This window comes from Bacillus sp. H1a (assembly GCF_000633475.1).
GTDB lineage: Bacteria > Bacillota > Bacilli > Bacillales > Bacillaceae_G > Bacillus_A > Bacillus_A paramycoides.
Genome location: NZ_AYMH01000029.1, coordinates 119,173 through 131,280 on the forward strand (window position 1 = coordinate 119,173; position 12,108 = coordinate 131,280).

Sequence of the window (12,108 nt, forward strand, 5' to 3'; positions counted from 1 at the left end):
TAATGTATAATACATATGGAATTGAAATTCAGGATAACGGGGCATGTATTATGAACTTTGTTTACATAAATCAAAATGTTTTAAATAATCTTCTTTATATTTTAAGTAGTATATTTGTTTTTTATTTCGTTTATGATAGTGGGCTCTTTTGGAAAAAATATAAAAAACTACTTATTATTCTTTGTACGAGCATCCCACTTATTTTATGTATGCGATATCCTATCTATATGGATGAAAATTGCATTCACGATTTAAGACAAATACCCTTTTTAATAGGAACACTTTATGGTGGGTTTCCTGTCGGCATTATATTACTCATTATTTTATTAATAACACGTTTTATGTTTTATGGTCTCAGTCTATTAACAATTATTGTTTATGGAACAATATTTATTATTACAGCATTCGCATCAGCTAAATTTAATACATACAATAGAAAAATTAAAGTAGCTTCGTCTATGTTTTTAACTTTTTCCCTTGCAATATTTACAACTGTTATTGTTTTAACTTTATCAGATTTTGAAGTTAATAATTTGTATATTATTTATTTTATTCTATTACCAACTACATTAATGTTATTTGTTGTCTATTTTAATGAAGTTTTAAACGATGCGGTAATCATGCGATCAAAGTTAATTAAAATTGAAAAAATGGAGATTGTCAGCCAACTCGCTGCTAGTATTTCACATGAAGTAAGGAATCCTTTGACTGTCGTAAAAGGATTTACTCAACTTTTAAAAACACCCAATTTAACCCCAGAGTCCAGGGATGAATATATTGAACATATACTTGAAGAGTTAAATCGAGCACAAATAATTATTGATGATTACTTAACTTTTGCTAAGCCAGCATCAGAGAAACTAGACCGTATCTCTGTGGAGCACGAGTTACATCGAGTAATTAATATGATATTGCCTTTATGTAATATGAACACTATTAATATTACAAAAGAGTTCTCCGGGGGGACAATTATTGGTAATACACAGCACTTCCACCAATGTTTTTTAAACTTAATTAAAAACAGTATTGAAGCAATGCCGAGTGGCGGTGATCTAATTATTTCTGCAACTGCTAGTAATAATAAAGTCATAATAAGGATTCAAGATAGTGGAATTGGAATGTCGCAAGAGCAAATAAATCGATTTGGCGAGCCATATTTTAGTACAAAAACGAAAGGTACTGGTTTAGGTACGATGGTTGCTGTTAAAATTATCGAAACAATGCAAGGTACTTTAAAAATCCGAAGTATTGTTAATAAAGGAACGGTTCTAACTATTACATTCCCAAAATATAGTGATGAGAGTATTCCATATAATAAATAAAAAAGGAGCCATTATGCTCCTTTTTTATTTCGATACAACAAGTATCTGCTATGTTTTTTTAGTTTACATTTTGTGGAGACTAATTAGAAATTAGTACCCTTAGCTCCAACAGCTACATCCAACAATAATTAATAAAATAAATAACACAACTAATAAAGCGAAACCTCCACCAAAACCACAAGAACCACCGAAACTCATATTTTCTCCTCCTTTTGGTTTGAAAAGTAATAGGTAGATGATCATTTTTAACTGGTTCGTATTATACAGTATGTGTATATCCCATTTTTGAGCATGTCCTCATAAAATTAGTAAAACACTCTATTGAGAGTGCTTTAAAATGGGTACCAGAAGCTTTGGAATACATTTAATTTTAAGTAAACTGCAATAATCAAAATAATAATACCAACAAAAAGTGTGATGTAATCCTCTTTTTGTGCGTCCTTTGCATAGTACCATGTACGTTTGTTTTTCTTTCCAAATCCTCTTAAATCCATTGCATTTGAAACTGTATCGATTCTTTCTAAAGAATGAATAATAAGTGGCCAAAAAATTAAAACACGGTTTTTCATACGAATCCACAAGCTCGCTTCTCCTTTTTCAAAAGGTACACCTCTTGCTTCCTGTGCATGTTTAATGATTACATATTCAGCTTGAATGTTTGGTATATAACGCAGTGCAATATTTATTGCATATGTAATTTTATAATGAATAGCAAATTTATTTAAGCTACTGACAAATTCACTTGGATGAGTTGTATAAATAAAAAGAAGTGTAAATGGTAATAACGTAAAATATTTTAATGAAAGTGTAGCGGTAAAAAATAATGTTTCGTATGTAATTGTTGCATAACCTATATTAAAAAAAGATGTGTATGTTCCTGTTAATTCTGATCCATGTGTTGGCGTAATAAAAAGAATCATAACAGAGTTTAATAAACTAAATGTAAATATAACGCTGAAAACAACTATAATTTTACGCAACTGGACTTTAGCAATTAAGAGACCGACACATCCAATAATAAATAAAATTAGCAATATACGAAAATCAAAAAATAAAAAAGTAAGAGTCATACAAAATATAAATAAAGATAACTTAATTGCACCATCCATACGATGAAAATACGTATTATGCATACTCCTCCCTCCTATTAACCTCTATATAAAGTTTCACAAACATTTCTGGAGATGGAATTCCGCTTAATTTAGCAAGCTTTATTAGTGAAATTTCCCGTAGATTGGCTCTTTGTAACGTTTCTTGATCTCCTAATACAGCGGATACAGTATTGTCCGCAATGATTTTCCCTTTATGCAGAACTACCGCTCGATTTGCGTATTCTAAAGCAAGATTCATATCGTGTGTGATAAAAATAAAGGATATACCCTTTTCAGCCAGTTTTCTTATAAACGACATAAACTGTTTGTAATGGTAATAATCTTGTCCAGCTGTCGGCTCATCTAATATAATAAGTTTTGGGTTTGTTGTAAGTACAGAAGCAATAGTTAGTCTCTTTTTTTGCCCGTAGCTTAATGCCTGAATTGGCCAATTACGAAATGGGTATAATCCACAAATTCCCAAAATGCCTTCCACTCTACTATTAATTTCTTCTTTAGAAACCTTTTTTAATTTTAATGTGAATGATACCTCTTCTAAAACAGTACGTTGTGTAATCATATGATTGGGGTTTTGCATAACATACGAAATAACTTCCCCACGTTTACGGATAGACCACGTGTTTATGTTTTCTTCAGCGAATGTAATTCTCCCATTTTTTGTTTTATTTATTCCTATTAGACTATGAGCTAATGTCGATTTACCTGCTCCATTATGACCCAGTAACGCTACTATTTCACCTTCTCCTATTGAAAGGTTAATATCTTCTAATGCTGTATGTTTGTTATTATACGAAAACGATAAGTTTTCTATTTGACATACTTCTCTATTTTTATGTGTGTTTTTAATTGAAACTTGTTTCTGCATCCAGTTCTTTATTACACTATTAACTTTTTTATTACAGAGATTTTCAATTGGAAATAACATGTCATTATTATTGACAAAATTTAATTTCTTTAGAGCCTCTATATAAATAGGTTCTCTTAGCCCGATATTTGGTAATATATTAGACGATAAAATTTTATCCGGTGAACCAATCGCAACAACTTCTCCTTCATCGATTAAAATAATTTTATCTAAATCAAGCTTTAAAATTTCTTCTATTCGATGTTCAATTATTACAATTGTTTTATTATATTTCTCATGTATACCTTTAATGCGATCTATAGTATTCAAACTGCTTGTAGGATCTAAATTAGCTAACGGTTCATCAAATAATAAAATATCTGCATTTGTCGTTAACAGACCTGCAAGAGAAACTGTCTGTTTTTGACCTCCTGACAATTCATGAGGACTTTGTGCATGAAAATCTTGCATGTTTACCTTTTTTAAAGAATCAGTCACAATTCTTTTCATTTCTTTTTGATTTACACATTCATTTTCTAATGAAAATGCTACATCCTCTTCTACAGTAAGGCCAATAAATTGCGAATCTTGATCTTGTAATATTGTTCCTACAAGTTTACTCTGTTCAAAAATACTTCCTTCTCTCGGATCCTTTCCAGCTATTAAAATGTTACCAGTACTTATCCCTTCGTAAGAAAATGGGATTAGCCCATTTATACAATGAGCTAATGTTGACTTCCCTGAACCACTCCGTCCAGCTATTAGCACCCTTTCCCCAGGATATATTCGAAATGTAATATCTTTTAAGGTAGGCTGTGCGGCATGCCCGTATTGAAAGGTAAATTGTTCAAAAGAAATAATTGGTTGCATGTATATATCCCTACTTTTCAATTTTTAAATGTGTATGTTTCTTATTTGCTTTAGCTAGACCGATTGTGATTGGTAAGCCAAGAACTAAAAATACAATAACGTCTGCAATGGTTGCTCCTAGTACTTGTATAACGATTTTATCAAACGGTTCTCCCATCACAATAATATCAAATGCTCCAGCAAATATAATAGCGATGACCATACCAATTAGCCCCGCAATTGCAAAATAAGAAATATCACGGTTATTATACGTTCCATTTTTTACACTGAAACCAGCTCTTTTTTGTATAAGACCCATTGAAAATCCGATAATGCCTGAACTAAACACCCATCCCCACCAAATACCCCAACCAGCGATTGTATCTGTAACGGTATGACCAATGAGTCCTATTAATAGCCCTGCTACTGGGCCGAATAATGCGCCAAAAACTGTTAATATAGCCAATGCTGGTTTAATAAATGTATTGGGTGCGATAGAAAATCCCCAAAGTCCTAATACACCGTATAAAGCTGCTCCAATTCCGATTGCTACTACTAGTTTTGTCGTTAATTTGTTCATTACAATTCCCCTCTCGTATTATTCAGCTTTTAATACTCTATATTTGTTTTGAAAATGAATTATGCATCGACACTTCCTTTCTATACAACAAAAAATGACCCCTTAAATTAAGAGGTCATTTTCTTTCACGTACAAGAATCCTCTTATCTTTCAAAAGACATATAAATGTCCTCTGCGGAATTAGCACCTTCCTATGTAATTACATAGGGGTTGCTGAGGCTTCATAGGGCCGTTCCCTCTACCTCTCTGGATAAGTATGTATTTGTAATCTGTATTATGGCACTAACAACTAACAATTTCAACACTTTTCTTACTATTTTAACTTTTAAATAAATAGTTCATTAAAATCATTGTATTCTTATAGGAATTATGGAATAATAAATTCAAAATTGTTACGGGAGGAATACATGATGAAAGTAATTGGCCTAATTGGCGGACTAAGTTGGGAATCAACATCGTTGTACTATAAACATATTAATACACTTACTCTCTCTAAATATGATCAAAATGCGAAGCTTGTTTTATATAGCATGGACTTTGGTGAAGTAACTACATTATTACAAAACCATCAATATGAGGAGGTGAAAAATGAATTAGTCACAGTAGCAAAAAAAGTAGAAAACTCTGGAGCTGAATGTTTACTAATGTGTTCTAATACAGTACATCTATTTGCCGAAGAAGTAGAAAAGGCAATATCGATACCACTCCTTCATATTGGAGACGTAAGTGCTAAGAAAATGGTAGAACATAATATAAAGCGTATCGGACTTTTAGGAACGAAACAAACGATGGAACAAGATTTCTATAAATCTCGATTAGCAAATTACAGCATTGAGACAATTATCCCAAATGAAGAAGATAGAACTTTTATTCATCATGTCATATTAAGCGAATTAAGTAGAGGCATCATTTCACATGCATCCAAAGAAAAGCTATTACAAATCGCAAATACATTAATTAAAAACGGTGCTGAAGGAATACTGCTTGGCTGTACAGAAATTCCTTTACTCATTTCTCAAAACGATCTATCTGTTCCTGTTTTTGACACTGCTTATTTACACGCGAATACTGCTGTACAATTTGCTGGATAACAATTTAAAAGCATAAAGATGTGAGCCCCTATGCTTTTATCATCTCAAAACTATTTATTTAATAGTGAATCAATGACCGCGATTGCTTTTTTGGAACCACCACAATCTAAAAAGCTAGCATTAAGTTTTCGTATACCATCTTTATATTTTTCATTTAAAAAAACTTCGAATACTGCTTCGTTTAAAGACTGAGCATTCACATTATCTTTTGATAATCTATATGCTGCTTCTAGTTCAATTAACCTTTGTGCTATCATGGGCTGGTCTTTATCATGCGGTATTATTACAAATGGAACATTGTAATGTATTGCATCATGTACGCTATTCATTCCCCCGTGTGTAATAAAAACATCTGCTTCATTTAATACTTCAGATTGAGGTACGTATGGAGCTATTATAAAATGGTCTGGTGCTTGTTTAATTTTTGAAATATCATTTCTATCACCTATTGCCATTACAACTACTCCTTTAAAATCTGAGAAAGCATCGATACAAGTATTAAAAAATGGTTCAATCCCCTCGAGGAGGGTCCCCATTGAAATATAAATAACCTTTTTATCTTTTAGCATTCCAAGTGGAAACTCCCCGTCTGTTTTCCGCTTTGGAAAACTCGGTCCAATAAAAATATTATTTTCTCCGAACGAATGACTATTAGGTTGAAAATAACGACTTGTATACACGATACATATTTCCCCTTTATTATTCATAAATTGAAGATTACTTTTTGGGGAAACTCCAAATTTATTCTCCATTTCATATAGTAACTTTTTAGCGAATTTATCAGGATGAAATGGGACTGTGGTATCTGGATGAAAAGGTAAGGTCTTTAAAAAATCTGTCGGAATTAAAAATATAGGAGAGGAAACTACTCCTGGAACTTGTAAATATTCCTTTACTAATTCTCCAGCGCCAAATATATCATAAAATACGAAGTCAAAATGTATACTTTTAGATAACTTTTTTGTAATTTCTAATATATATAAAGAAGTTTGAACATGAACATTAAAGAAAGCGTTTAATCCAGATGAAGTAACCGTATCGATAGAGATTTCTTTTAATAAATCTGGATGAGAATGCACAATAGCTCCCATTGATTCAAGCCTTTCCTTAAAATTTTCCGTAGTAATATAATGTACGTTATCGCCTCGTTCAGTAAAGGATTTTACTATACTTAAAGTAGGGTTCACATGTCCCTCTGCCGGAAAATTGACCATTAAAATATTCAGCACTGATTTCTCACTCCTTATATTTCATTTTCATTTATTAAGAGTACAGTTATTTTTACAGGTAAACTCCCCCTAAAAGACCTAATATTCTTACCACCGTATATTGATAAATAATTGTCAGTCAAAAATATAAAAAAGGCATCTACATAAGTAGATGCCAAACCGTGATAAGGAGTGTTCAGTGAAGTAGGGTGCAAGCCTTTTGGCTTGTCCTATGCTATCAATATATGTAATTTTTTGCAAAAGGTGAATATTTAATAGCATTCTTTTTTACGAAATTATTTTATTCTTTTCATTTGATCAAACGGAAAATACACCATTTCTACTTTACCAATCACATTTGATTCATCAATAAGACCTAGTGTATTTCTACTATCTTTACTATGATTACGATTATCTCCTAATACAAAGAATTTATGCGCTGGAACTTTTATTTCTGAGATGTTTGAAAAACGTTTTGATGTCTGTGATATATCTAACTGTATATATGACTCATTTTGCTTATTATTATTTATATAAACGACATCGTTTTTTAACTTTACCTCATCTCCGGCTAATCCAATAATTCGTTTAACATAGTATGTTGGATCATCTTCCTTTTTAATTATCACTACATCTCCATGATGAAAGGAAAAACTAGCTTTACTAACTAGTATACAATCTTTTTCATTTAATGTTGGCTGCATCGAAATTCCTTCTACCATACAAAATAAAAAAGATTTATTTATTAAAATAACTGCTACAACAATTAAAATATAGCTACATATTTTTCCCCATCCTTTACAAACGAATCTATTCATAAATACCTCATTTCCAATCTAGCCCTATGTGAAACCGTCTCTAGTTCATATTTTCTAATTTTCTTTTAAATCATCTACTTTTGCAGTTCCCTCACTTAATCGTTGGTTTTTCAAATCGAAATAGGCATCTAAAATATCTTTACCAATTGCAGAATTAATACCAGACTTATCATCTATAATCCATGGAACAACAACTGAAAACGCTACTTCTGGATTATCATATGGCGCATATCCTGCTAGTGTTAAGTTATAGCATTTTATACGCTCACCTTTATCATTTCTACCAATGTCACTATCTCCTCCATATACTGTCTGTGCTGTCCCTGTTTTACCAGCTGGTTTATATGGTGCTTTTTGGAATTTGCTCACCCCAGTACCATCCCCCTCTTGGAACACTCTTCTAAATCCCTCTTTTACTTGATTAATATACTCTTCTTTCATATCCACTTTATTTAAAACAATTGGTTCATGTGAATGTACGACTTTACCAATTTCATCTTTCTGCACAGTTTGTTCTCTAATCTCTTGAACAATTTGTGGTTTCATACGATAGCCGCCATTTGCGATAGTCGAAATGTACTGGGCAAGTTGAAGCGGTGTATACGTATCATACTGACCAATGGAAAAGTCTAATAAGAAACCAGGCTGATTATCTTTTCGCCCTATTTGCCCAGCTGTTTCATTTGGTAAATCAATGCCCGTTGGAACACCTAAACCAAATTGTCTGAAATAATATCTCATTTTATCAAAGGATTCTTGTTTAATATCTAGTGAACTATTCCTTACATAATCTACACCTGCAATTTTTAATGCTGTATTAAACATATAAACATTAGAAGAAACTTGTAAAGCTCTTAGATCATCAATATTCCCGAAATCTTTCCAAGACTTTTTCTCCTTAGTTCCTTTAAACTTCATAGGTGCATCATAAAAGTAAGTACCTGGTGTTATAGCTTTCGTTTCAAAACCAGTTAATATTGTCGCACCTTTAACAGTTGATCCAAGCTCATATGAACTTGTCATCGTACCTAAAGCGTAATCTTCTACTTTTATTTTGCCGTCTTTTTCTACTAACTTTTTCCCAGCCATCGATAATACTTGACCGTTTTTCGGATTCATCATAACTACGAAAGCACGATCTAACATCGATTCTGAACCTTTATAGGCCTTTAATATTTTTTCTATGCTCTCTTCTACTCTTTTCTGTAATTCCATATCTATTGTTAAAGTTAAATTCTTGCCGCTTTTCCCTTCGGAAACTGTTTCTGTTCTAATTGTGTTACCTTGTTTATCTGCGATACTTCTTACTTCTTTTTTCGTACCATGAAGTACATCTTCATATTGTTGTTCGATGTAACTTTTTCCAACTCTGTCATTTCGGCTATAGTCACGTACTAAATAATAATCTAATCGTTCACGTGGTAATCCTTCATCAGCATTTGAAACATTTCCAAGTACCGAACGGAATAATCCATCATTAACATAAAATCGCTCCCAATCAACTGATGCATCTACACCAGGAAGATTTGCAAGATTTTCACTTATTACAGTGTACTCCTTTTCACTAACATCTTTTTTTATAATTTGAGGTGCCATTTGAAATCCTGAAGTCATTTTACTTTTAATAGCTAACACTTCTAAATCTTTAGCTGTTAATTCTTGAAGGTTTTTATCTGTAACGCGTTTTCTCTTTAACTCTTCTATTGTTTTATCTAGTTCTTTTCCGGTACTATCTTTTTTTCTAAACTTATCTATTTCTTTTTTAGATACTAAGTTTTCAGCAAGCTTTGGATTTAATTGCATCCAAAAATCTTTCTTATCTGTCTCAGTTAACTTATCTATATCTTCTTGTGGCATTTCAATTATTTCTGCAAGTTGTCTTGCAGTTTTTAACATATCTTCTGATTTTACACCTTTTAACTTTGTGTATGTAATCGTACGTAAAGACCTATTATCAACAACGGGTTTACCTTCACGATCATAAATTTTGCCGCGTGGCACTGTAAGACTAACGGTTGCATTTTCTCTCTTTTGCACTTCATTTTTATATGTTTCTCCTTCGAAAATTTGCACTTTACCTAGCTGAATTATAATAGCAGAAAACAATAAAAACACACAAAAGAATAAAATGTTTAATCGTATTGGAAGTACCCTACCGCTTTTCTGTTTTTTCTTTTTCACCTTGTCATAATCCTCCTCCTTACATTACTTCTAACAATAAAGTAAGTTCCCATCATTGTAAGTAATGTTGAAATTCTAAACATTACATTGTATAAATACTAATATAATGATTAATACTTAATAGAAATTTAAGTAATGGTAAAGAAAAGGTAAAGTTTACTAAAATAAAATTAAAAAATACGCAATAACAAAGGACTTAGTTTTCACTAAGCCCTTTGTTATTGCGTATTTAATTATTTACGAGTTAAATATAGAGCGTACTATTACGGATTTATCTTCACTCTTTGATATGAACAGTGCACTTTGCGATTTTGGTAAGTAAATTGTTACAGTAGTCCCGACACCAACATCACTCATAATACTAATAGTCCCTTGGTGACTTTCAATAATTTTGTAACTTAACATCAATCCAATTCCAGTACCTTTTTCTTTCGTACTATAAAATGGTTCACCCAATCTCTTAATTCTTTCCTCTGGTATTCCTATTCCTTCGTCGACTATATCTATAATGACTCCACCTTCATTCATTTCTTTCAAATGAATTGAAATTTTCCCGCCATCTGGCATTGCCTCGATTGAATTTTGCAAAATATTAATAAATACTTGTTTCAATTGATTTTCAGAGCATTCAATAATTATTTCACTTGAATCTGCAATTAATTCAACTTGAATATTTGTCATAATCGCTTTTGTGTTAATCAATGATACGACATTTTCAAATATTTTATAAATATTTTTCTTTTCAGTAGGAATTTCCTCTGTTTTAGCAATCGACAAAAACTCCTGAAGTATCGCTTCAATTCTCTCAATTTCAGAAAGCATAAGATCAAAATATTTTTCTTGATCCTCTTTGTTAATTTGGAATAGTTGTATAAATCCTTTTATTACAGTTAAAGGGTTCCTCACTTCATGAGCAACACCAGCTGCTAATTGTCCAATTGCTGCAAGTGTATCTGATTTATTTAGTAATTCTTCTGTCTTTTTTCGCTCTGTAATATCGCGTATAATAACCATAATTTTGTCATGTAGCAATGGTAAACATCTAGCTTCAAAAAAATCTATACTTCCTTTAAGTGCTAGTGGATATTCAACAATTACAGTGGATTCTTTTTCTTTTACTTGACGAATTGCTTCTCGAAATTGCTGTGCTACTGGAGATGGTAACACCTCGTAAAACTTTTTTCCCATAAAGGTTTCTGCAGGTACGTAAAATTTTGTAGGTGATCCAGCTTTATAATCTATAATTGTTCCATCAGCTTCTGTTAAAAAACATAGATCTGGTAAAGCTTTAAAAATCAGTTCCAATTCAGAGGTTTGTTGTTTTAGTTGTTCTTCTATTGCTTTTAAATGTGTAATATCTACCCCGACAGCCCAGTAACTAAATCCTATTACAGGAAACTGTTCTGAAATATTGGACCACATTATCGTTTTGACTTCACCATTTTTACATGTTAAATGCATTTCCCAATCTCTAAAATTTTTCCCACAAGTTAAGAATTTATTTTGTATTTTGTGACGGTAATTATCGTCAGGATATAATATTTGAAGTGCGTTTGGGTTCCCGATAATCTCTTCGGCTGTATAACCTGTTACAATTTCACATTCCCGATTCCATAAAACGAAATCGCCGTTGTTATCTAGTGCATCAACCATAACAGGCATGTTTTGTAAAATCTTATATAATTCCTCTTCCTTTCGAAAGAGTAAATTATTATTTTTACTTTGAATAGCATTTGTAGCTCCATCTATAATAAGATTCGAAAGCATTTCAAAGTATTTTTGACAATTGAAAATTTCGCTTTTTTTAGACCAAACTACAAAAGAACCTAAATGTTGATTGTATAAGAAAATGGGGATTACAACCTTTGGAAGATTACTATTTTTCATTTCATTCATTCCGAATGAAAAAACACATTCTTTCTCAGCATCAAGAAGTTGATGTGATATGTTAGTTAATTTATAAAATTGTTCTGCCATGGTTTCTATTGTACTCACATCAATAAGTTCCATCAGCCGAGCATTCATTCTTTTTTCACCTCTATGTGTAAATTTAATACCCGTTTAAAATTCATACTTCTCCATTATACGGATAATGTCCGTACA

Annotated in this window: 10 protein-coding genes and 1 riboswitch; of the genes, 2 read left to right on the plus strand and 8 right to left on the minus strand. The window is 31.8% G+C overall.

Annotated features, from left to right (window positions below; genetic code table 11):
* Positions 1-2: 2 nt before the first annotated feature.
* Positions 3-1,322, plus strand: coding sequence for a sensor histidine kinase (locus tag U860_RS0114535; RefSeq protein ID WP_033795429.1), 1,320 nt, complete (start codon positions 3-5; stop codon positions 1,320-1,322).
* A 99-nt stretch (positions 1,323-1,421) separates the two neighbouring features.
* Here the strand turns inward: U860_RS0114535 and U860_RS33350 are convergent, their stop codons facing one another.
* The 4 genes from U860_RS33350 to U860_RS0114555 form a co-directional block, all read right to left on the minus strand.
* Positions 1,422-1,520 (minus strand): YjcZ family sporulation protein, encoded by a 99-nt coding sequence (locus U860_RS33350; RefSeq protein ID WP_000007808.1) that lies wholly within the window; start codon positions 1,518-1,520, stop codon positions 1,422-1,424.
* Between the two features lie 134 nt (positions 1,521-1,654).
* Positions 1,655-2,455, minus strand: coding sequence for an energy-coupling factor transporter transmembrane component T (locus tag U860_RS0114545; protein WP_025149106.1), 801 nt, complete (start codon positions 2,453-2,455; stop codon positions 1,655-1,657).
* Positions 2,448-4,148 carry an ABC transporter ATP-binding protein gene (locus tag U860_RS0114550; protein WP_025149107.1) on the minus strand — a complete coding sequence of 567 codons (1,701 nt, stop codon included), beginning with the start codon at positions 4,146-4,148 and terminating at the stop codon, positions 2,448-2,450. The genes U860_RS0114545 and U860_RS0114550 overlap by 8 nt, the downstream gene beginning before the upstream one ends.
* 10 nt (positions 4,149-4,158) lie before the next feature.
* Positions 4,159-4,707: an ECF-type riboflavin transporter substrate-binding protein gene (locus U860_RS0114555; RefSeq protein WP_025149108.1), complete on the minus strand. Its 549-nt coding sequence runs from the start codon at positions 4,705-4,707 to the stop codon at positions 4,159-4,161.
* A gap of 140 nt (positions 4,708-4,847) precedes the next feature.
* Positions 4,848-4,964, minus strand: a riboswitch (SAM riboswitch).
* Between the two features lie 150 nt (positions 4,965-5,114).
* Here U860_RS0114555 and U860_RS0114560 point away from each other — a divergent pair.
* Positions 5,115-5,798, plus strand: a complete 684-nt coding sequence (locus U860_RS0114560) for an aspartate/glutamate racemase family protein (protein ID WP_115610318.1) — start codon at positions 5,115-5,117, stop codon at positions 5,796-5,798.
* 50 nt (positions 5,799-5,848) lie between these two features.
* Here the strand turns inward: U860_RS0114560 and U860_RS0114565 are convergent, their stop codons facing one another.
* The 4 genes from U860_RS0114565 to U860_RS0114580 all read right to left on the minus strand — a co-directional run bounded on the left by U860_RS0114565 (position 5,849) and on the right by U860_RS0114580 (position 12,030).
* Positions 5,849-7,027: a macrolide family glycosyltransferase gene (locus U860_RS0114565; protein WP_025149110.1), complete on the minus strand. Its 1,179-nt coding sequence runs from the start codon at positions 7,025-7,027 to the stop codon at positions 5,849-5,851.
* Between the two features lie 275 nt (positions 7,028-7,302).
* On the minus strand, positions 7,303-7,824 hold the full coding sequence (gene lepB / locus U860_RS0114570; RefSeq protein ID WP_025149111.1) for a signal peptidase I: 522 nt from the start codon (positions 7,822-7,824) through the stop codon (positions 7,303-7,305).
* 54 nt (positions 7,825-7,878) lie between these two features.
* On the minus strand, positions 7,879-10,005 hold the full coding sequence (locus U860_RS0114575; RefSeq protein ID WP_025149112.1) for a penicillin-binding protein 2: 2,127 nt from the start codon (positions 10,003-10,005) through the stop codon (positions 7,879-7,881).
* Positions 10,006-10,242: 237 nt separating this feature from the next.
* Complete coding sequence (locus U860_RS0114580) at positions 10,243-12,030, minus strand: PAS domain-containing sensor histidine kinase (protein ID WP_025149113.1); 1,788 nt, start codon at positions 12,028-12,030, stop codon at positions 10,243-10,245.
* Between the last annotated feature and the right edge of the window lie 78 nt (positions 12,031-12,108).

Coding starts and splice junctions, on each gene's coding strand:
- U860_RS0114535 (WP_033795429.1), top strand. CDS start 3: ATGTATAATACATATGGAATTGAAATTCAGGATAACGGGGCATGTATT.
- U860_RS33350 (WP_000007808.1), bottom strand. CDS start 1,520: ATGAGTTTCGGTGGTTCTTGTGGTTTTGGTGGAGGTTTCGCTTTATTA.
- U860_RS0114545 (WP_025149106.1), bottom strand. CDS start 2,455: ATGCATAATACGTATTTTCATCGTATGGATGGTGCAATTAAGTTATCT.
- U860_RS0114550 (WP_025149107.1), bottom strand. CDS start 4,148: ATGCAACCAATTATTTCTTTTGAACAATTTACCTTTCAATACGGGCAT.
- U860_RS0114555 (WP_025149108.1), bottom strand. CDS start 4,707: ATGAACAAATTAACGACAAAACTAGTAGTAGCAATCGGAATTGGAGCA.
- U860_RS0114560 (WP_115610318.1), top strand. CDS start 5,115: ATGATGAAAGTAATTGGCCTAATTGGCGGACTAAGTTGGGAATCAACA.
- lepB (WP_025149111.1), bottom strand. CDS start 7,824: ATGAATAGATTCGTTTGTAAAGGATGGGGAAAAATATGTAGCTATATT.
- U860_RS0114580 (WP_025149113.1), bottom strand. CDS start 12,030: ATGAATGCTCGGCTGATGGAACTTATTGATGTGAGTACAATAGAAACC.